Genomic DNA, 19,677 nt, shown 5'->3' with positions numbered 1-19,677 from the left:
CTGCCGCCCACCCGCGGCGGCGGCAGCTTAATAGCGCGTGGTCAGGCGGTGGCCGGGGCGATAGGACAGCCGCACATAGGTCACCGCCTGCCCCTCCCACCACGTCGACCGCTCGACGGTAAAGACCGGATCGCCCAAGCCGCAGGCGAGGTATTCGCTCAGCCGCTGATCGGCCAGACCGGCGGAAAGGCTGATCTCCACATCCGAAAAGGGAATGGCCGAGATCAGCCATTCGTTCGGCCCAACCTCGGTGAAACTCTCCTCCCGCGCCTGCGGGAGGGTGGTGAGGTTGATCCAACGGTCTTCAAATTGATAGGGGTCGCCATCGGCGTAATGCATGCAGACCAGATGCAACGCCTCGCACCCCGCGCCCATTTTTAGCCGGGCGCGCAGCCAGTCGGGCGCAGGCTCAATCGCGTGACTGACCCGCGAATACCGGTAGTCGGCGCCCTTCTCTTCGATCTCGGCCCGGACCAGCGGAATGTCGAAACGCGCCTGCCGCAGCGGAGCCATGCGCACCCGCGTGCCCGCCTTGCGCCGCCTTTCGATGAACCCCTCTTCGGCCAATTCGCGCATGGCGCGGTTGACCGTCGCCCGGGCGCAGCCATAGGTCTCGGCCAGATCGACCTCATTGGGCACAAGGCTGCCCAACGGCCACTCGCCCTTGGTGATCTTTGACAGGATGTCGGTTTTCACATCCCGGTAGGTGACTTTCATAGGGCGGCCTGCTGCGATCATGACTGTTTTACCAAGCATTACACTAGATCAATCCCCAGCCCAAGCGCCCCCCGCGCGCCCCGCCCGGAGGGATACCGCCGGAGCCGGGCGCGGGTCTTGCCTCTGCCCGCGTTTGCTGGAAAATTACGTCCCACCTGCCCCCTCAGCCAGAAAGGCCGCCCATGCGCGTTCAGCCCCCGAAAATCCGCACTGCCGCTTTGATCTTTGGCCTTGGCCTGCTCGCCGCCTGCGGTGGCAAACAGACCGAAGTCGTCGCGGTCCCGGCGGATGAGGTGGAGTGTATGGCCCGCGCGATGTATTTCGAATCCAACCGTTCCAGCCGCGACGGGATGGTGGCCGTGGGGACGGTGGTGCTGAACCGCGTCCACTCCGACGCCTTCCCTGACACGGTCTGCGGTGTGGTCGGCCAGCCCAATCAATTCGCCCCCGGCGTGATGACGAAACCGATGACCGACCGCGGCGCCCCGCTGGCCCGCGCCACGGCACTGGCGGTGCTTCAGGGGGAGCGGCACCCGAAAGTCACCCGCGCCAGATTCTTTCACGCGGCGTGGTACAATGCGAACTACAACAACATGCATTATGTGGTGACCGCGGGCGGCAACGCCTTTTACGAAAAGCGCCGCGCCCATCTTGTGACCGCGCCCAACCCGCTGCCGCCGCTCGAAGGGATCACCCCGCACTAAGGGTCACAGAACTCCGCGGGCGATCAGGATCAGAACAAGGTAACGCCCGCCCTTGGCAAGGGTGACGATCAGCAAAAACCGCCAAAGCTGTTCGCGCAACATGCCCGCGGCCAAGGTCAGCGGATCGCCGATGATCGGCACCCAACTGGCCAGCAGGCTCCAATAGCCCCAACGCCGATACCAGCCAGAGGCGCGGGCCATCTGCTTGGCCGAGAAGGGAAACCAGCGGTGATCGGCGAAATGGCTGAGGTAGCGGCCCAGCCACCAGTTCAGCAGCGATCCCAGCACATTCCCCAGCGTCGCCACCAGCCACAGAAGCGCCGTGGCATGAGCGCCCGACCACATCAGCCCCAATAGCACCGCTTCGGATTGCGCGGGGATCAGGGTGGCCGCCAGCAGCGCCGCGAAGAACAGGCTCAGCAGGGCCAGCATGTCAGCGGCAAGAGTGGGCAAAGACGGCAGGGCATGGCGCGTCAGTAAAGACGCCGCGCCCACAGGGCAAGCCGCGCTTTGGGAAAGCGCGCAGGCTTATTTGGTCAGGATCAACTTGCCCGCCCGCGTGATGCGCAGCGTATAGGTCTGGCCGTCTAAGACGATATTCGCGGTCGAGCCATTGGGCACCAAGGCGCGGGCATCATGCACGGCCTCTTGGGCCGGTTGGGCGGCGGGCGATGGATCGGGCAGTTTTTGCATCAGGCTCATGCCATCTCTCCCATTTGGCGGGCGCGTTGCAGATCGATGAGATGCTCCAGCCCAAAACCGTCGCAGGCTGCGGCATCGTTGCTGCCAAGCGCGATGTCGCGCCAGCTGTTGTTGGATGGGGTCTGTAGCCGGGCATGGCTCATTGGCTCGGGCGTGGTCACGGGTGTCCTCACGGGGCGGGCTCCTTTCCATTGACATCCGGGCTTCCGACGCGCGGTGGCTTGGACGGTTTCGGCGTAAAGTCATTCATACCCCGGCGAAACGCCCGGGTTCCTTTAACGGCTACTTAATCTGATTATTTTAGTCAAGTATAGAAACCCCGGCCCTTCCGCGTTATTCTGCATCGATCTTCTGAATGGCGCTAAAGCCTTCGAACTGCGGTGAACCCTCATGCAGCTTGCGGGTCTGTCCCGCCCGCGCATGGGCGGCGCGAAAGGCATCGCTGGTCGTCCAAGCCCGAAAATGCGCCTCGCTCTCCCAAACGGTGTGAGAGGCATAGAGGATCGTCCCCTCCGCCTCCGGCCCTTTGAGCATGTGGAAGGACACGAACCCCTCGCTCTCCTTCAGGTGGCTTTCGCGGTTCAGCCAAAGCGCTTCGAAAGCGGCGGCATTCTCGGGCAAGACGGTGAAACGGTTCATGGCAAGATACATGGGCCTCTCCTTTAGTTCTCGATCAGGGCGTTGCAGGGGTCGTCGCGCTCGGCGGGCGGGATGAGACGGGTCTCATCGAAAGGCACCGCGGTCTCGGCCTCTACAAAGCCGATGGCGTGGGTCGTGACTTCGGGCGCGGCTTGGGCGATGAGGGCGGGAATGCCCCAGTCGGTGCGGGCGTGGCCATTGCCGGTGATCACCGCCACGGGCGGGCCGTGGGCTTCGAGCGCGGCGAGCGCGGCGCGGGCGAAGGTGGCGTCGCGGTAGCGCTGCACGGCGACCATCCCGCCCATCATCTCGCGCGGCATGGCTTCGCAATGGGCGGCGAATTGCAACTCTTCCCGCGCGGCCTGCTGATCCTCCGGCAAGGGCTGGTCAAGGCCGAAGCGCGCTGCCTCAGGCCCGAAGAGCGCGGCTGCGCCTTCTTGGTACACGCGCCGCACCGCCGCGCGCGGTGCGGCGGCACCGATAATGCGGGCGTCTCCCAAAGCGTCGAAAATGGGGGCATAGATATCGAATTGCTGCCACCCGCTCGCCGCCCAAGCCTGCGCAATCTGGCTGCGATCGGCGTCGGCCTTTGCCGACTCTTCGGCGGTGAGCATTTCGAACACCACAGCCGTAGGACGCAGCGCCTTTAGGGCAGCGGCCTGTTCGAGATGGGCATGGGGATTATCGTGCACCTCGCCCAAGATCACGATCTCGGCGGGGGTGTCAGCCTGCGCGGGCAATGCCAGCGAAAGCAGCAGCGCGGCGCAAAGGCGCTTCGCGCTCACGATTTGCGCTCATCCGTGTCGGTTTTGATTTCGGGGTCGTTGTAATCGTTGGGGTCAAAGTCTTCGGGGTCGAACGGGTCTTCGTCTTCGGCGATGCCGCTGACATGGGTGGTGCCGCTTTCCTCGTCAAAGACCAACCCGTAGTTCGCCTTGCCCTCGCTTTTGTAGCGCCGAAACTCGTGGATCCCTGCGTAGACGAAAACCAGCGTGATCGGCAGCAGAATCAGAAATGCGATAACTTGGGCGTCCATGAACGCGCTCCTTTGAATGCTTGTCGGGGGCCTGTCTCACCATAGGGGGCGCGGGTGGAGGACACTGCGCGCGCGGTGATCCGGCCAAAGATCTTAACGGTCGCTGCGCCAATTGCGCGGCCTGACCAGATGCGGCCCTATCTGAACCGCCTTGTGAGAGAAAGCATTAATCCGCCCAGTTTGTTCCGCAAGCTCTATTTCGCAGGCCCTTATTTTATTGCGTTCCACCGGCTCTTCGGCACTCGCAGCCCCGCTCTTTTGACCCGTGCGCAGCGGCGGCGGCATCGCACAAGCGCCTATGAAACCAGCACAAACGCGCGGACTTAGGCAGCCGTTCCGCAAAAAGGGACGCGTTACAAAAGCTTCGTCAAACTTAAACATTCGTGACATTCACCGCTGCGATAGGTCGCCCCGCAAACCCCGGGGGACTTATGCTCGTCATTTCTGAACTGACCAAAACATTCGGCGCGAACACAGCGGTGGCCCGCGCCAACCTAGAGGTCGACAAGCCGCAGATGATCGGAATCATCGGCCGCTCCGGCGCGGGGAAATCCACACTCCTGCGGATGCTCAACCGGCTGACCGATGCCTCCTCGGGGCAGATCCTGTTTCAGGGGCGCGACGTGACCGCCCTGCGCGGCGCGGACCGGCGTGGCTGGCAGGCGGAATGCGCGATGATCTTTCAGCAGTTCAATCTCGTCCCGCGGATGGATGTGGTATCGAACGTGCTGCACGGCACGCTCAACCGTCGCTCGACGCTCAGCAGCATCTTCAACCTCTACCCCGATGCCGACATCACCCGCGCCATCGAAATCCTCGACCGGCTGGGCATCGCACAGCACGCGCCCAAACGGGCCGAGGCGCTTTCCGGCGGGCAGCAACAGCGCGTCGCCATCGCCCGCGCCCTGATGCAGGACCCGCAGATCATTCTGGCGGATGAACCCATCGCCAGCCTCGACCCGATGAACGCGCAGGTGGTGATGCAATCGCTGCGCCGCATTCACGAGGAAGACGGCCGCATGGTCATCGCCAACCTTCACACGCTGGATACCGCGCGCCGCTACTGCGACCGCGTGGTGGGGATGCGCGACGGCAAGATCGTCTTTGACGGCACGCCCGAGCAGCTGACCACCGGCATGGCCCGCGAAATCTACGGTGCGGACAGCAGCTTTTCCGAAGCCGCCACCTCAACCGAGATCGAAACGCTGGACAAAGTGCCAGCCTGACACGACCCGCCCCAAAGGGCATTTTTTGCAAACGGAGACGACACAATGAAAAAGCTCATCGCCGCCGCCTTGGCAACCACGGCCCTCACCGGCACCGCCATGGCCCAAAGTGCCGAGATCGACGAATTCCGCATCGGCATCCTCGGCGGGGAAAACGCGCAGGACCGGATGAACTCCTACGAATGTCTGCGCGGCTACACCGAAGAGCGCCTTGGCGTTCCGGCCAAACTCTTTGCCCCGGCCGACTATAACGGCGTGATCCAAGGTCTGCTGGGCGGCACGCTCGACATGGCATGGCTGGGCGCTTCGGCCTATGCCGCCGTGCATCTGCAAGACCCCGAAGCGGTCGAGCCGGTGCTGGTCAAGATCAACCTCGACGGCTCCTACGGCTATCACTCCATCGGCTTTGCGCGCAAAGATGCGGGCATCGAGAGCCTCGAAGACATGCAGGGCAAGGTCTTTGGCTTTGGCGATCCGAACTCCACCTCGGGCTACCTGATCCCCTCCATCGAAATCCCCCAGACCACTGGTGCCACGATGGAATCCGGCGATTACTTCGGCGAAGTGAAATTCACCGGCGGCCATGAGCAGACCATCGTCGCGGTCAACAACGGTGACGTCGACGGCGGCGTGACATGGGCCGACGGTCAGGGCAACTGGGAAGACGGCTACAACTCCGGCGCGCTGCGCAAAGCTGTGGACGCGGGCCTCGTCGACATGAACGATCTGGTGGAAATCTGGCGCTCCAAGCCGATCCCCGAAGGCCCGGTCGTGCTGCGCAAGGCCCTGCCTGAAGAGGTCAAGGCGACGATGACCCAACTGGTGGATGAACTGCACGAGAAAGACGCCGATTGCGCCTACGGCGTGGCCGCGGGCGAGAGCCTTGGTTTCGATCCGATCGCGCATGACGCCTATGTTTCCATCGTCGAAGCGCGCAAGGCGAAATCCAACTGATCGCAGCGATTACAAGACATCTGGCAGGTCCCGACAACGATTGTCGGGGCCTGTCGTCATAGGGGGGACGACAGATGCACCAGACCACCACCGCACCGCAGATCACGGCGGATTACCTTGCCCACACCCGACAAAAGCGGGTGATGAACATGATCCTGCTGGTCGTCTTCGTGGCCCTGCTGATCGGCGGTTTCGGCACCGCCAATGCCCGCAACGCAGGCGGGTTCTGGAACGGGCTGCCCAATGTCTTTGACTTCCCCGCCGATGTACTGGGCGAGGCTTGGGAGCGCATCCATCTGCTGCCCGGCTATTTCGCGAAATACCTCCCCTCTCTCATCGAGACGGTGAACATCGCCGGGGCCGCCACGCTGATCGGCGCGCTGCTGGCTTTCTTCGCTGCCCTTCTGGCCACCCGCGGCCTTGCCCCGGCCCCGTGGCTCGTAGCACCGCTGCGCCGCCTCCTCGACGTGCTGCGCGCGGTGCCTGAAATTGTCGTCGCGCTGGTGCTGATCTTCCTTCTGGGCGGCGGCCCGGTGCCCGCGATGATCGCCATCGCGCTGCATACCGTGGGCGCGCTCGGCAAGCTTTTTTCCGAGGTGAATGAGAACGCCTCTCTTAAACCTGTCGACGGCCTTGCCTCCGTCGGGGCGGGCTGGCTGCAACGCATGGTGCTGGGCGTCGTGCCGCAGGTCGCGCCCAACTACCTCTCCTACGCGCTGCTGCGGTTCGAGATCAACATCCGCGCCTCGGCCATCCTCGGCTTCGTCGGCGCAGGCGGCATCGGCTATGACCTGCGCAACACGATGTCTTGGGGCCAAGGCAAATTCGACGAGGCGGCGGCGATCTTTCTGCTGCTCTTCGGCACCATCATCATCGTTGACCAAGTCTCAAGCCATTTCCGCGATCGGCTGACCCATGGCCGCGCCTATAAGGACAAGGGAGCCATCCTGTGACCGACCTTACCGCTTCCACCCTCCCCGCTCAGCAGGTCGCCAGCCGTAGCTTCCGGCGCAAACGCATGGCGAGCCTTGCCGCCCCGGTGTTGATCCTTGTCTACCTCACCTACGTCTTCTTCGCCTTCGACGTGGCGGGGCTGGGCGACCGCATCAACGTGTCGAACATGAAGACGCTGGTCGCCGACAGCTACAGCTACAAAACCCATGTCGCCCGCGACAACCGCAACGGCGAGATGGAGATCGCCATCGAAGGCGAGCGCAAGGGCCGCTATGCCCCCGGCACCGCCCCCGATTGGGTCACCTTGGGCGAGACTTCTATCGTCGAGTTGGGCAACGGCCATACCGTCGAACTGGGACCGGAAGTGCGCTATGACGTCCCGGGCTACGGACTGATCACCGCCACACCGGGGCGCAGCGGCGTCAATGCCACCCTGCCCGACGGCCCCCTGCCCGAGTGGATCAACGCCTCGAAAAACCGCCTTGCCGTGACCACGGACGCAGGCCGCCTCACGATCACCCGAAACCGGGCCGAGGTCTTCCGCTATTTCAACGGGTGGGAGCTGTTCTTCTTCACGCTCGACAGCCCCTACTACGGCATGTCCCCGCTCGAACTGTTGCGCAGCGGTGAATACGGCGCGATCTGGCAGGACTTCTGGACCAACAAGATGTGGCGTCACGGCGATGTGGCTTGGGCGCTGGTCGAGACCGTTCTCATGGCCTTCCTCGGCACTTTTGGCGCGGCGATGATCGCCCTGCCGCTGGGGTTTCTTGCGGCCAAGAACTTCTCTCCGCTCGGCGCGCTGCGCTTTGCCGCGCGGCGGCTCTTTGACTTCCTGCGCGGGGTCGACGGGCTGATCTGGACCATCGTATTGTCCCGCGCTTTTGGCCCCGGCCCGCTGACCGGATCGCTGGCGATCTTGCTGACAGACACCGGCACCTTCGGCAAGATTTTCTCCGAGGCGCTGGAGAATGTGGATGACAAACAGATCGAAGGCATCGCCTCCACCGGGGCCGCCCCCGTGCAACGCTACCGCTTTGGCGTCATCCCGCAGATCACCCCGGTTCTGCTGAGCCAAGTGCTCTACTATCTGGAAGCCAACACCCGGTCCGCCACCATCATCGGCGCGATCACCGGCGGCGGCATTGGCCTGCTGCTGACCCAAGCGATCATCACCCAAAAGGATTGGGAGGAGGTGAGCTATTACATCGTGCTGATCATTCTGATGGTCGTGGCGATGGACAGCTTCTCGGGCTGGCTGCGCCGCAAACTGATCGCGGGCAATGAGGCGGGCCACTGATGGCGCGTCTCAAAGCGGATGCGCCCTTCCTTCACCCGGACTGCGAAGTGACTGACACGCAGTTCGGGCGCTATGTCGAGATCGGGCGCGCCACGCGCCTCGCCCATTCCGAGATCGGGGATTACTCCTACTGCGACCGCTGGTGCGACATCGCCAACACGCAAGTCGGCAAGTTCAGCAATATCGCCGCCAGTGTGCGCATCGGGGCCACCGATCACCCGATGGAAAAGGCCAGCCTGCACCACTTCCACTACCGCGCCGGGGACTACTTCGACGGGGCCGAGAATGACGCTGACTGGTTTGCCCTGCGCCGCAGCCGCCGCACGGTGATTGGCCATGACACATGGCTGGGCCACGGCGCGCAGGTCCGGCCCGAGGTGACCATCGGCCACGGCGCGGTGGTGGCAGGCGGGGCCATCGTCACCCGCGATGTCGCCCCCTATATGATCGTCGCTGGCATCCCCGCCAAACCGCTGCGCCGCCGCTTTTCCGAAAGCATCGCAGCGCGGATGGAGGAATTGGCGTGGTGGGATTGGCCGCATGATCGCTTGCACGCGTCATTGAAAGACTTCCAAACCCTCCCCGCCGAAGTGTTTTTGGAGAAATACGGCTAGTCGCCGGGGTTGAGCGTCAGCGTCACCCGGTCCCCGGCGAACCATGTCACCCCATATTCCACCGGCACGCACTCCGGGTCCACGTTGATCCCCGCCGAGCGCAGGATCGGCGCGCCTTCGGACAATCGCAAATGCAGCGCCTGCGTGGCATTGGCCAGTTTCGCCGTCAGCCGGGTCGAGGCGCGGGTGTAGTCCGCCACCCCGCCCTGCGCCAAAGCCGTGGTGACCGAGCGGCTGGCCTCAAGCGCCGCCAACAGGTCAGGAAACCGCGCGGCGGGAAAGATGCTGCGGAAGATCGCGATGGGCTGCTCATCGGCCAGTGACAGCCCCTCATAGACATGCACCATTGCATCCCCACCCAGCCCCAACTGCTCGGCCTCATGGGCCGAAGCCGCCCGTGTCTCCAACGTCAAAACCTCCTTCGCCGGCACCCGCCCCGCCGCCGCGAGGTTCTTGTGAAAGCGCACCCGTTTGCCGATGGGATAATCCGTGGGCCGCTGCGCCACGAAGACCCCCGCCCCCCGGCGGCTATAGGTCAGCCCGCTCTCGTTCATGTCGCTGATCGCGCGGCGCACCGTGTGGCGATTGACCCCAAAGCGCGCCGCCAACTGCGCCTCGGTCGGGAGCCGGTCACCGGGGGCGTATTTCCCCGCGGCGATGTCATGGGTCAGGGCGGCGGTGATGGTTTTCCAGATCGCAGTACGGGCCATGTCGCAGAAGTTTCACATATCCAAGCTTGCGCCAGCGGAAGGCCAGCGGCTAATACTTGTCTAGTTGTATAGTAAATTAGACAAATGCACAAGGTGTCTAGATGACGGTTGAAACCAAGGAAAAGACCCGCGACAGGCAGGCGTGGATGGGCCTGCTCGCACGGGCCGAGGCCCGCGATCTCGCCCGGCTTTGGGAGGGCTTTGGCCCCCTGCCCGCCCATGAGGTGCTCCGCGCGCCTGAGATCGGCGGCGTCATGCTGCGGGGCCGGATGGGCGCTGTGGGCGATGCCTTCAACATGGGCGAGATGTCGGTCACGCGCTGTTCGGTGCGGCTGACGGATGGGGTAGACGGCCACGCCTATGTGCAGGGCCGCAGCCGCGACAAGGCGCTGCAAGCGGCCCTTACCGACGCGCTGATGCAGGGCGATGCGGCGGATGAGGTCCGCGCCAAACTGCTCGACCCGCTGGCCGAGATCGAGGGCCGGCGCCGCGCCAGCCGTGCCGCCAAGGCCGCCGCCACCAAGGTCGACTTTTTCACCATGGTCAGAGGAGAAGACTGATGCAGACCCTATCGCTGACAGGTGGGTTTCGCGACGCGCCCAAAGACGCCGCTTTTGCCTTTCGCGCGGTGATGAACGCCATGGCCAAACCGGGGGAGATCAACAGCGTGACCGGGGCCGAACCGCCTGCGGGTCTCTCCACCGCCGCCGGGGTTGTCCTGCTGACGCTCTGCGACCCCGAAACGCCGCTCTACCTCGCGCCCGGCTTCGACGGACCCGAGGTGCGCGACTGGATAACCTTCCACACCGGCGCGCCCTTCGCCCCAGCAACCGCGGCACAATTCGCCTTGGGCGCTTGGGACGACCTGCCGCGCGGCGACTTCCCCCTCGGGACCGCCGCCTACCCCGACCGCTCTGCCACGCTGATCGTCGAGGTGGATGATCTGCGCGGCGATGGCGCGACCCTCTCCGGCCCCGGCATCAAGGATACTGCGGCACTGTCGCTGCCCGAGCGCGCCGCCTTCCAACAAAACGCGGCGCTCTTCCCCCGTGGTTTGGATTTCATTTTCACCTGCGGCGACCGTCTGGCGGCGCTGCCCCGAAGCACAAAGGTGTCCTGATGTATGTAGCGGTAAAAGGCGGCGAGCGGGCGATTGACAACGCCCACGCATGGCTCGCCGAAGAGCGGCGCGGTGACGCAAAGGTGCCCGAACTCAGCGTCGCGCAGATTCGCGAGCAGATGACGCTGGCGGTGAACCGGGTGATGGCCGAAGGCTCGCTCTATGATCCTGACCTCGCTGCGCTGGCGATCAAACAGGCGCGGGGCGATCTGATCGAAGCGGTGTTTCTAATCCGCGCCTATCGCACCACCCTGCCCCGGTTCGGTGCCTCGCGCCCGATGGACACCGGCACCATGGCCTGCGATCGCCGCGTCTCGGCCACCTTCAAGGATGCGCCGGGCGGACAAGTCTTGGGGCCAACCTTCGACTACACGCACCGCCTGCTGGATTTCAAACTGGCCGCCGATGGCGAGGTGCCCCCCGCCCCCGAAGCGCCAGAGGCCGAAGCGCCTACGGACACGCCGCACATCATGGAATTCCTCGACCGCGAAGGGCTGATGCAGCGCGACACGGACAGCAAGACCCCGCCGCGCGACCTGACGCGCGAGCCTTTGGAACTCCCCGCCACCCGCGACCTGCGCCTGCAAGCGCTGACCCGCGGCGACGAGGGCTTCGTGCTCGGCATGGCCTACTCCACGCAACGCGGCTATGCGCGCAACCACGCTTTCGTCGCGGAACTGCGCATCGGCAAAGTCGCGGTCGAAATGGATATTCCCGAACTGGGCTTCGCCATTGAGATCGGCGAGGTCGAGCTGACCGAATGTGAGACGGTGAACCAATTTGCAGGCTCCAAAACCGAGCCGCCGCAGTTCACCCGCGGCTATGGGCTGGTTTTCGGCATGTCCGAACGCAAGGCGATCTCCATGGCGTTGGTGGACCGGGCATTGCGTTGGGAGGAGTTGGGCGAAGACGACCTCGGCGCGCCCGCGCAGGACGCGGAATTCGTGCTCTATCACGCGGACAACATTCAGGCGACGGGGTTCTTGGAGCATATCAAACTGCCCCATTACGTCGATTTCCAATCCGAACTCGAACTGATCCGCAAACTGCGCCGCGAGGCGACAGCCGCGGCGCAAGACGCACCACGGGAGGCCGCGGAATGAACCCTGCCATGACACAGAGTGACCAAGACAGGCATGAGGACCGGGGCATGAACGACTACAACTTTGCCTATCTGGATGAGCAGACCAAGAGGATGATCCGCCGCGCGATCCTGAAAGGGTTGGCGATCCCCGGCTATCAGGTGCCCTTTGCCAGCCGCGAGATGCCGATGCCTTACGGCTGGGGCACCGGCGGGGTGCAGGTCTCCGCCGCGGTGCTGACGCCCGAGGATACCTTCAAGGTGATCGACCAAGGCGCGGATGATACGACCAACGCCGTCTCGATCCGCCGCTTTTTCCAAAAGACCGCAGGCGTCGCGGTGACCGAAGCCACGACCAAGGCTAGCGTCATCCAGACCCGCCACCGCATCCCCGAAGCCGCGCTGCGCGAGGATCAGGTGCTGGTCTATCAGGTGCCGATCCCCGAACCGCTGCGCTTTCTTGAGCCTTCGGAGGTCGAGACCCGCAAAATGCACGAGCTGGAGGAATACGGGCTGATGCATGTGAAACTTTACGAAGACATCGCCCAACACGGCGCGATTGCCACGGCCTATGCCTATCCGGTCAAGGTCGAGGGGCGCTATGTGATGGATCCATCGCCGATCCCGAAATTCGACAATCCGAAACTGGAAATGGCCGCGATCCAACTCTTCGGCGCGGGGCGCGAACAGCGGATCTATGCGCTGCCGCCCTATACGCAGGTCGTCTCGCTGGATTTCGAGGACCACCCCTTTGAGGCGAGCAAGGCCGACCATCCCTGCGGCCTCTGCGGAGCCGAGGACAGCTATCTGGATGAGTTGATCGTCGATGACGCAGGCGGGCGTTTGTTCATGTGTTCCGACACCGATTATTGCGCGGCCCGTCAGGCCGCCGGGCATCGCGGCGCGGATGCGGCACCTGTGGTGGAGGGCATGGCATGACCCCCTTGTTGCAAGTTGAAAACATCGCGAAATTCTATGGCGCGCGGATCGGCTGCACCGATGTCAGCTTTGACCTCTACCCCGGCGAAGTCATGGGCATCGTCGGCGAAAGCGGCTCGGGCAAGTCGACGCTGCTCAACACGCTGGCGGGGCATCTGACGCCTGATCGCGGGGCCGTGCGTTTCGACACCCGCGCCGATGGGCTGCGCGACACGGTGACGATGAGCGAGCCGGAGCGCCGGATGCTGTCGCGCACCGATTGGGCCTTTGTCCACCAGCACGCCCGCGACGGGCTGCGCATGAACGTGAGCGCAGGCGGCAATGTGGGCGAGCGGCTGATGGCCGTGGGCGCGCGGCATTACGGCGACATCCGCGCCAGCGCCACCGATTGGCTGGGCCGGGTGGAGATCAACGAAGACCGGATCGACGACAGGCCCTCGGCCTTCTCTGGCGGGATGCAGCAGCGTTTGCAGATCGCCCGCAACCTTGTGACCGGACCGCGGCTGGTCTTCATGGACGAACCCACAGGCGGGCTGGACGTGAGCGTTCAGGCGCGGCTGCTCGACCTGCTGCGCGGGCTTGTGCGTGAGATGGGGCTGAGCGCCATCATCGTGACCCATGATCTGGCGGTGGTGCGGCTCTTGGCGGATCGGTTGATGGTGATGAAGGATGGCCATGTGGTGGAAACCGGCCTGACCGATCAGGTGCTCGACGACCCGCAGCACGGCTACACGCAGCTTTTGGTCTCGAGCGTGCTACAGGTGTGAGCATGCAAAGAAAACCATTCAATTTCAGAATTATACCGAGCAAGGCTAAACCATGATACGCGTGGAAAATGTAAGCAAATCTTTCACTCTGCACAATCAGGGCGCTGCGGTGATCCCGGTGATGCGCGGCGGTGAGTTGACCGTGGCGCGAGGCGAATGCGTGGCGTTGACTGGCGCTTCGGGCGCCGGGAAATCGACGCTGATGCGGATGATCTATGGCAACTACCTGACCGCCTCGGGCCGGATCATGGTGGGCGATCTGGATGTCGCCCAAGCCGCCCCGCGCGAGATACTGGAGCTGCGCCGTCATGTGCTGGGCTATGTCAGCCAGTTCCTACGCGTCGTGCCACGGGTGGCCACGCTTGATGTGGTGGCCGAGCCGCTGCGCGCGGTGGGCAGCAGCGAGACCGACGCACGGGCGCGGGCCGGAGAATTACTCGCACAACTCAACATCCCCGAACGACTTTGGCAGCTCAGCCCCACGACCTTTTCCGGCGGGGAGCAGCAGCGGGTGAACATCGCGCGCGGCTTTGCGCATCCCTACCCCGTCCTGCTGCTGGACGAGCCGACGGCGAGCCTTGACGCCACCAACCGCGCCACGGTGCTGGCGCTGATCGAAGAGGCCAAGGCCCGCGGCACCGCGATCTTGGGCATCTTCCACGACGAAGCCGCCCGGGACCAAATCTGCGACCGCGAAGTGGACGTGACCCGCTTCACCCCCGGATTGGCGGCATGAGCGGGCGTTTCATCGCAGTAGTGGGGCCGTCGGGCGTGGGCAAAGACAGCGTTATGGAAGCGCTTTCCGAGGCCCAGCCCGACCTCTTCCTCGCCCGCCGCGCCATCACCCGCCCCAGCGAAGCGGGCGGCGAAGACTTCGACGGGATCGACGAGAACACGTTCCTGCGGCTGGAGGCGGGGGGCGCCTTTGCCCTAAGCTGGGCCGCGCATGGGCTGCGCTATGGCATTCCCATCGCGGTCGATATGGCGCTGGCCGAGGGGCGCGACGTGCTGGCCAACCTCTCGCGCGCGGTGCTGACCGAAGCGAAGCTCAGGTTTGAGCGGTTCGAGGTGCTGTCGCTCACCGCCGCGCCCGAAGTGCTGGCCGCGCGGCTGCGGGGCCGTGGGCGCGAGAGCGAAGCGGAAATCACCGCCCGGCTGGCCCGGGCCGAGCGGGACTTGCCCGACCATATCGCCGCCATCGAGATCGACAACTCCGGCCCGCTGAAACAGACCGTGGCACAGGCGCTGGCAGCGTTTTATCCCGAAAGGGCCGCGCGGTGAACCTCATGGAACATACCGTCTGGGGCCTGCCCCACCAGCGTCAGGCTGTCCAGCACGAAGGGCTGCGGCAGATGCGGCGTGATATAGGGGGCGAGCGCTGCGGTGACCTGCGGCAGATCGCCCTTGGGCAGCTTGCCGGTCAAGGTGATGTGAAAGCGGAACGCCTCCATCACATAGGGGTAGCCCCATTGGCTGAGGTTGGCCTCTTGCACCGGGGTCAGATTGGCCTGACGCCTGCGGGCCAGATCGGCCTCGGTCGGCGGCGCGCGGAAAGTATCGAGGCCGCGCACCACCTCGGCGGCCATGGTGTTGAGCGCGGCGGTGTCCCCCGCGGGCGTCAGCGCCAGAAAGCGGCCCAGCGGGGTGAGCGCCAGCCCATCCAGCGTGGCGGGCGCGAGCCGCATGCAAAGCGTCTCGAACTCGGTCAGCACCCCGTCAGCCGATGCGCCTTCGGCCAGCACGAACGGCGGTTTGATTGTCGCGTGCAGCCCGTATTTGCGCGGCGTCTGGGTCAGCGCGGCCACGTCCAGCCCCGCGACCTCAGGATGCGCCACGGCACGCCCGCGCGCCAAATCCCACCCCAGCCAAGCGGCCCCAGCCTCGGCCAATGCGCCCTTGGGCGTGTAAAAGATCGCGTAGCGGTCGAACTTCATTCATCTTCTCCCTGCATCCATAGATGCGCAACAAGCGTGACCTTCACATGACAAAAGAAACCATTCTCGCCAATGCCAAAATAATCCTGCCCGATGCGGTGATCCCCGGCAGCGTGGTGCTGCGCGACGGGGTGATTGCGGATATCGCCGAAGGCTCCGCCGTGCCACAGGGGGCGGTCGATTGCGAGGGGCGCTACCTCGCCCCCGGTTTGGTGGAACTGCACACCGACAACCTTGAGCGCCATATGAAGCCGCGGCCCAAGGTCGACTGGCCGCACCGTGCCGCAATCATTGCCCATGACCGCGAACTGGCGGGCACCGGGATCACCACGGTTTTCGACGCGATCCGGGTGGGGTCGATCCTCTCGGACGAAGGGCGCAAACGCTACGGGAAATACGCCCGCGACATGGCCGATGAGATCCTGATGATGCGTGACAGCGGGGCGCTGGCGATCAGCCACCACATCCACCTGCGCGCCGAGATCTGTTCCGAAACGCTGGAGGAGGAACTGGCCGAGTTTGGCCCCGACGACAAGGTCGGCATCGTCAGTTTGATGGATCACACCCCCGGCCAGCGGCAATTCCGCGACGTGCAAAAGTTCGAGGATTACGTCTGCGGCAAGAACGGCCTGCCGCGTGAGGATTTCGGCGATTACGTCACCTTCCTACATGGGTTGCAAGACCGGCTTGGCGCGAAACATGAGGCGGCTGCGGTGGCGGCGGCGGCGCGCTATGGCGCGGCGCTGGCCAGCCATGATGACACCACCGCCGAACAGGTCGCGACCAGCCATGCCCATGGCGTGCGGCTGGCCGAATTCCCCACCACCCGCGAAGCGGCAGAGGCGTGCCATGCCCAAGACATCGCCACGATCATGGGCGCGCCGAACCTCGTGCGCGGCGGCTCGCACTCGGGCAATGTCGCGGCCAAGGAACTGGCGGAACTGGACCTGCTCGATATCCTGTCGTCCGACTATGTGCCCGCAGCCCTTTTGCTGGGCGCGGTGCAATTGGGTAACCTATGGGGCGATATGGCACGCGGGCTCGCCACCGTGACCCGCACGCCCGCGCATCATGCAGGGTTGACCGACCGGGGCGAGATCGCTCTGGGCGCGCGGGCCGATCTGATCCTCTTTGACATCATGAAAGACGCGCCGATCCTGGCTTCGGTCTATGCCATGGGCAACCGCGTGGCGTGACCGCGCCCGGCCCCCTGTGCATCCGCCGGTTTTGGCGGGTGCGCCTCTCTCTTTTATCTGCGCGAAAACCCGCCCCTTGTACGAATGCGGCTTTTTGCCCTCGTCTTGTCGCTCCATAAGGCTAGGTTAAGCAAACCTGCATCTTGCAGAATAATTTAGCCGGTCATCATGGCCGACAAGTTTGAGGAAAGTGGTGCGAGAAGCATTCAGATTGGCGAGTGATCGCCTTGGCCAGATCGTCGAAGATGCGGCCAGCGAAGTTTACCTGTTTTCAGTCGAAGATTTCACCTTCACCCTCGCCAATCGCGGCGCGCGGGAGAACCTTGGCTATTCGATGGATGAGCTGCGCGGCATGGCGGCTTGGGACATCAAGCCCGAACTCTCGCGCGAGGCGTTTCTGGATCTCGTCCAACCGCTGCTGAGCGGTGAGAAGACGGCGCTGGAATATGAGACGATCCACCAACGCAAGGACGGGTCGCGCTATAACGTGCTGACCCATCTGCAATTGATCGTGACCGAGAATGACACGGTCCTCTACGCGGCCATTCAGGACATCACGAAACAAAAAGAGGCCAACGCGGCGCTGACCAAGGTCTCGGTCCGGCTGGACGCCATCCTGAGCAACACGACGATGGCCATCTTCATGATGGACGACAAGCAGCAATGCGTTTTCATGAACCGCGCCGCAGAAGAGCTGACCGGCTATCGGTTCGAAGAAACCGCGGGCCGACCGCTGCATGATGTGATCCACCACACCCATCCGGACGGGCGGCACTTTCCCATCGAAGACTGCGCCATCGACCGCGCCTTTCCCGAGAACCACCAGACCCAAGGGGAAGAGACCTTTGTCCATAAGGACGGCAGCTTCTACCCCGTGGGTTTCACCGCCTCCCCGATGAAGGACGAGACCGGCAAAACCGTGGGCACGGTGATCGAGGTGCGCGACCTGCGCGAAGAACTGCGCGCCCGCAATGCCGAGATCGAGTTCAACAACGCGCTGAAAACCAAGATCGAAGAGGCCATGGCCGAGCGGGACCGGCTTGAGGCGCAATTGGTGCAGGCGCAAAAGATGGAAGCCGTGGGCCAGTTGACCGGCGGCATTGCGCATGACTTCAACAACCTGCTGCAAGTGGTGGGCAGCAACCTGCAACTTCTGTCGAAAGAATTGCCCGAGGGCGACGCCAAGCGGCGGTTCGTCGACAATGCCATGGCGGGCGTGTCGCGCGGGGCCAAGCTCACCGCGCAGTTGCTGGCCTTTGGGCGGCAGCAGCCCTTGGAGCCGAAACCGCAGAACCTTGGCCGATTGGTGCGGGGCATGGACGACATGCTGCGCCGCACGCTTGGCGAAGGGATCGAGGTCGAAACGGTGATCTCGGGGGGCCTGTGGAACTGTCTTGTCGATCTGGCGCAGTTGGAGAATGTGATCCTGAACCTCGCCATCAACGCGCGCGATGCAATGGCCCATCACGGCAAGCTGACGATCGAAGTGGGCAATGCCGCGCTGGATGATGCCTATACGCAGAACCATCCGAACGTGGCGCCGGGCCAATATGTCATGCTGGCGATCACCGACACCGGCACGGGCATCCCGCCCGACATCATGGAGAAGGTCTTTGACCCCTTCTTCACCACCAAGGAGACCGGAGAGGGCACGGGGCTGGGCCTCAGCATGGTCTACGGCTTCGTCAAACAATCCGGCGGGCACATCAAGCTTTACAGCGAAGAGAAGCAAGGCACGACCGTGCGGGTCTACCTGCCACGCACACAGCGCAAGGAGGAAAGCGCCCCGCTGCCCGCCACCACCGACACGCCCACCGGCAGTGGCGAGGTGATCCTTGTGGTCGAAGACGATGCCGCCGTGCGTGAGACTGCCGTAGATCAACTGCGCGATCTTGGCTACGGCGTGCTCACCGCCGAGAATGCGGACAGTGCGCTGGCGATCGTCAAAAGCGGGGTCCAGATCAACCTGCTGTTCACCGATGTGGTCATGCCCGGCAAAATCCGCAGCCCCGAGCTTGCCCGCGAGGCCAAGGCGCATCTGCCGAATGTCGGCGTGCTTTTTACCTCGGGCTATACGCAGAACGCCATCGTTCATGCCGGACGGCTCGACGAAGGGGTCGATCTGCTGAGCAAACCCTACACCCGCGAACGGCTGGCCCTGAAAATCCATGAGATCCTCTCGCGCCAAACCAGTGCCGACACCGCCGCGCCAGCGGCAGAGACCGCGCCAAGCGCCGATGACGCGCCCAAGGTGCTGTTGGTCGAAGACGATGCGCTGATCTGCATGGCCACGGCGGATATGCTCTCTGATCTGGGCTATGCCGTGACCGAGGCCGACAGCGTCGCCGCCGCCGAACGCAGCCTTCAGGCCGAGCGGTTTGATGTCATGTTCACCGACCTTGGCCTGCCCGATGGCTCCGGCATGGAACTGGTGCAGCATGTGACGCAGCTGCGCCCCGAGATCGCCGTGATCATCGCCTCAGGCGCCGATCCGCGGGAATATGCCGAAGGCGATGCAGAGGCGGCGCGCTATGTCAGCTTGATGAAACCCTATGACGAACATTCGTTGAAACGGGCGTTGGAGCAGTGCAAGGCGGCGGCGGAATAAGGCGGCTAGGATCAGCCCGGTTTTCGATCTATGAGAAAGAAAACAAAAGAGAGGCAGATCATGCGCAGCATTACATTCGCAGCCGTTTCCACCGCTATGTTCATCGCTGGTTGCGCGGGCGTGGCCAGTGACCGCGTCATGGTGCACCGCACCGGGCCGGATGAGCTTTTGAAACTGCGGTCCGGGCCGGGCTTGGACTTCGGGATTATCATGGGGCTGCCCGACGGCACCGTCCTGAACCGCCGGGACTGCGTGACCGAGATCGGACAATTGTGGTGCCGCGTCTCACTCGCCGATGCGCCTGAGGTGCAGGGCTATGTCTCGGCGGATTATATCTCTGACATTTGATTTATGAACTCGGGTGGCCCGTTTGCAGGGCCGCCCCCAGCCGACGGGCGCATCGCCCTGACTGCGCTGCCGCGTCCTAAGTCGATTTTCGCGCGCCTTGCTCTATCTCAGCCCTTCACACCCTTTTT

At 64.0% G+C, this 19,677-nt stretch carries 25 protein-coding genes; 16 read left to right on the top strand and 9 right to left on the bottom strand.

Annotated features, from left to right (window positions below; genetic code table 11):
* Positions 1-27: 27 nt before the first annotated feature.
* Complete coding sequence (locus ACGYKA_RS08445) at positions 28-717, bottom strand: UTRA domain-containing protein (protein WP_394410624.1); 690 nt, start codon at positions 715-717, stop codon at positions 28-30.
* Positions 718-899: 182 nt separating this feature from the next.
* On the opposite strand from ACGYKA_RS08445, the gene ACGYKA_RS08440 reads away from it, so the two are divergent.
* Positions 900-1,421 (top strand): cell wall hydrolase, encoded by a 522-nt coding sequence (locus ACGYKA_RS08440; RefSeq protein ID WP_394410627.1) that lies wholly within the window; start codon positions 900-902, stop codon positions 1,419-1,421.
* Positions 1,422-1,424: 3 nt separating this feature from the next.
* Here ACGYKA_RS08440 and ACGYKA_RS08435 read toward each other — a convergent pair whose 3' ends face one another.
* The 6 genes from ACGYKA_RS08435 to ACGYKA_RS08410 form a co-directional block, all read right to left on the bottom strand.
* A complete protein-coding gene (locus ACGYKA_RS08435; protein ID WP_271689933.1) occupies positions 1,425-1,853 on the bottom strand; it encodes a YqaA family protein in 429 nt (142 codons plus the stop codon).
* Positions 1,854-1,949: 96 nt separating this feature from the next.
* The gene (locus ACGYKA_RS08430; protein ID WP_082851946.1) at positions 1,950-2,114 is read right to left on the bottom strand and encodes a hemin uptake protein HemP; all 165 of its coding nucleotides are present in this window, start codon (positions 2,112-2,114) and stop codon (positions 1,950-1,952) included.
* A 5-nt stretch (positions 2,115-2,119) separates the two neighbouring features.
* On the bottom strand, positions 2,120-2,296 hold the full coding sequence (locus tag ACGYKA_RS08425) for a hypothetical protein (protein ID WP_271689408.1): 177 nt from the start codon (positions 2,294-2,296) through the stop codon (positions 2,120-2,122).
* A 160-nt stretch (positions 2,297-2,456) separates the two neighbouring features.
* A complete protein-coding gene (locus ACGYKA_RS08420) occupies positions 2,457-2,774 on the bottom strand; it encodes an antibiotic biosynthesis monooxygenase family protein (RefSeq protein ID WP_394410629.1) in 318 nt (105 codons plus the stop codon).
* An 11-nt stretch (positions 2,775-2,785) separates the two neighbouring features.
* Complete coding sequence (locus tag ACGYKA_RS08415; protein ID WP_394410632.1) at positions 2,786-3,547, bottom strand: ChaN family lipoprotein; 762 nt, start codon at positions 3,545-3,547, stop codon at positions 2,786-2,788.
* Complete coding sequence (locus tag ACGYKA_RS08410; RefSeq protein WP_209217383.1) at positions 3,544-3,798, bottom strand: hypothetical protein; 255 nt, start codon at positions 3,796-3,798, stop codon at positions 3,544-3,546. Before ACGYKA_RS08410 ends, ACGYKA_RS08415 begins: the two co-directional genes overlap by 4 nt.
* Before the next feature lie 431 nt (positions 3,799-4,229).
* Here ACGYKA_RS08410 and phnC point away from each other — a divergent pair, with 431 nt between their 5' ends.
* The 5 genes from phnC to ACGYKA_RS08385 all read left to right on the top strand — a co-directional run bounded on the left by phnC (position 4,230) and on the right by ACGYKA_RS08385 (position 8,846).
* Complete coding sequence (gene phnC / locus ACGYKA_RS08405; protein WP_394410634.1) at positions 4,230-5,024, top strand: phosphonate ABC transporter ATP-binding protein; 795 nt, start codon at positions 4,230-4,232, stop codon at positions 5,022-5,024.
* Positions 5,025-5,069: 45 nt separating this feature from the next.
* Positions 5,070-5,978, top strand: a complete 909-nt coding sequence (gene phnD, locus ACGYKA_RS08400; protein ID WP_271689405.1) for a phosphonate ABC transporter substrate-binding protein — start codon at positions 5,070-5,072, stop codon at positions 5,976-5,978.
* Between the two features lie 74 nt (positions 5,979-6,052).
* Positions 6,053-6,931: a phosphonate ABC transporter, permease protein PhnE gene (phnE, locus tag ACGYKA_RS08395; protein ID WP_394410636.1), complete on the top strand. Its 879-nt coding sequence runs from the start codon at positions 6,053-6,055 to the stop codon at positions 6,929-6,931.
* A 65-nt stretch (positions 6,932-6,996) separates the two neighbouring features.
* The gene (phnE, locus tag ACGYKA_RS08390; RefSeq protein ID WP_394411190.1) at positions 6,997-8,232 is read left to right on the top strand and encodes a phosphonate ABC transporter, permease protein PhnE; all 1,236 of its coding nucleotides are present in this window, start codon (positions 6,997-6,999) and stop codon (positions 8,230-8,232) included.
* The gene (locus tag ACGYKA_RS08385) at positions 8,232-8,846 is read left to right on the top strand and encodes a chloramphenicol acetyltransferase (RefSeq protein WP_394410639.1); all 615 of its coding nucleotides are present in this window, start codon (positions 8,232-8,234) and stop codon (positions 8,844-8,846) included. Before phnE (ACGYKA_RS08390) ends, ACGYKA_RS08385 begins: the two co-directional genes overlap by 1 nt.
* On the opposite strand, the gene phnF is transcribed toward ACGYKA_RS08385, so the two are convergent.
* Entirely contained in the window at positions 8,843-9,556 is a 714-nt protein-coding gene (gene phnF / locus ACGYKA_RS08380) for a phosphonate metabolism transcriptional regulator PhnF (RefSeq protein ID WP_394410642.1), read from the bottom strand. The two genes, ACGYKA_RS08385 and phnF, sit on opposite strands and share 4 nt — an antisense overlap.
* A 101-nt stretch (positions 9,557-9,657) precedes the next feature.
* Here phnF and phnG point away from each other — a divergent pair, with 101 nt between their 5' ends.
* From phnG to phnN, 7 genes are read left to right on the top strand one after another with little or no spacing between them, the layout of a single operon-like run.
* A complete protein-coding gene (gene phnG / locus ACGYKA_RS08375; protein WP_394410645.1) occupies positions 9,658-10,116 on the top strand; it encodes a phosphonate C-P lyase system protein PhnG in 459 nt (152 codons plus the stop codon).
* Positions 10,116-10,676 carry a phosphonate C-P lyase system protein PhnH gene (gene phnH, locus ACGYKA_RS08370; protein ID WP_394410648.1) on the top strand — a complete coding sequence of 187 codons (561 nt, stop codon included), beginning with the start codon at positions 10,116-10,118 and terminating at the stop codon, positions 10,674-10,676. Before phnG ends, phnH begins: the two co-directional genes overlap by 1 nt.
* The gene (locus ACGYKA_RS08365) at positions 10,676-11,779 is read left to right on the top strand and encodes a carbon-phosphorus lyase complex subunit PhnI (RefSeq protein ID WP_394410651.1); all 1,104 of its coding nucleotides are present in this window, start codon (positions 10,676-10,678) and stop codon (positions 11,777-11,779) included. The genes phnH and ACGYKA_RS08365 overlap by 1 nt, the downstream gene beginning before the upstream one ends.
* A gap of 47 nt (positions 11,780-11,826) precedes the next feature.
* Entirely contained in the window at positions 11,827-12,696 is an 870-nt protein-coding gene (locus ACGYKA_RS08360) for an alpha-D-ribose 1-methylphosphonate 5-phosphate C-P-lyase PhnJ (protein WP_394411193.1), read from the top strand.
* Positions 12,693-13,463 (top strand): phosphonate C-P lyase system protein PhnK, encoded by a 771-nt coding sequence (phnK, locus tag ACGYKA_RS08355; protein ID WP_007117460.1) that lies wholly within the window; start codon positions 12,693-12,695, stop codon positions 13,461-13,463. The genes ACGYKA_RS08360 and phnK overlap by 4 nt, the downstream gene beginning before the upstream one ends.
* Positions 13,464-13,515: 52 nt before the next feature.
* Positions 13,516-14,199 carry a phosphonate C-P lyase system protein PhnL gene (phnL, locus tag ACGYKA_RS08350; RefSeq protein WP_394410654.1) on the top strand — a complete coding sequence of 228 codons (684 nt, stop codon included), beginning with the start codon at positions 13,516-13,518 and terminating at the stop codon, positions 14,197-14,199.
* Complete coding sequence (gene phnN, locus ACGYKA_RS08345) at positions 14,196-14,744, top strand: phosphonate metabolism protein/1,5-bisphosphokinase (PRPP-forming) PhnN (protein ID WP_394410657.1); 549 nt, start codon at positions 14,196-14,198, stop codon at positions 14,742-14,744. Before phnL ends, phnN begins: the two co-directional genes overlap by 4 nt.
* On the opposite strand, the gene ACGYKA_RS08340 is transcribed toward phnN, so the two are convergent.
* Complete coding sequence (locus tag ACGYKA_RS08340) at positions 14,720-15,397, bottom strand: DUF1045 domain-containing protein (protein WP_394410660.1); 678 nt, start codon at positions 15,395-15,397, stop codon at positions 14,720-14,722. The genes phnN and ACGYKA_RS08340 overlap by 25 nt on opposite strands.
* A 47-nt stretch (positions 15,398-15,444) precedes the next feature.
* Between ACGYKA_RS08340 and ACGYKA_RS08335 the strand changes: the two genes are divergently transcribed.
* From ACGYKA_RS08335 to ACGYKA_RS08325, 3 genes are all read left to right on the top strand, one after another.
* Positions 15,445-16,593, top strand: coding sequence for an alpha-D-ribose 1-methylphosphonate 5-triphosphate diphosphatase (locus ACGYKA_RS08335; protein WP_394410663.1), 1,149 nt, complete (start codon positions 15,445-15,447; stop codon positions 16,591-16,593).
* 211 nt (positions 16,594-16,804) lie between these two features.
* Positions 16,805-19,201, top strand: a complete 2,397-nt coding sequence (locus ACGYKA_RS08330; RefSeq protein ID WP_394410666.1) for a PAS domain S-box protein — start codon at positions 16,805-16,807, stop codon at positions 19,199-19,201.
* Between the two features lie 60 nt (positions 19,202-19,261).
* Positions 19,262-19,549, top strand: coding sequence for an SH3 domain-containing protein (locus tag ACGYKA_RS08325; RefSeq protein WP_209217398.1), 288 nt, complete (start codon positions 19,262-19,264; stop codon positions 19,547-19,549).
* Positions 19,550-19,677 lie beyond the last annotated feature (128 nt).

Source organism: Sulfitobacter sp. 1A15106 (assembly GCF_043556995.1).
Taxonomy (GTDB): domain Bacteria; phylum Pseudomonadota; class Alphaproteobacteria; order Rhodobacterales; family Rhodobacteraceae; genus Sulfitobacter; species Sulfitobacter faviae.
This window is presented reverse-complemented; position numbering and strand designations above follow the sequence as displayed.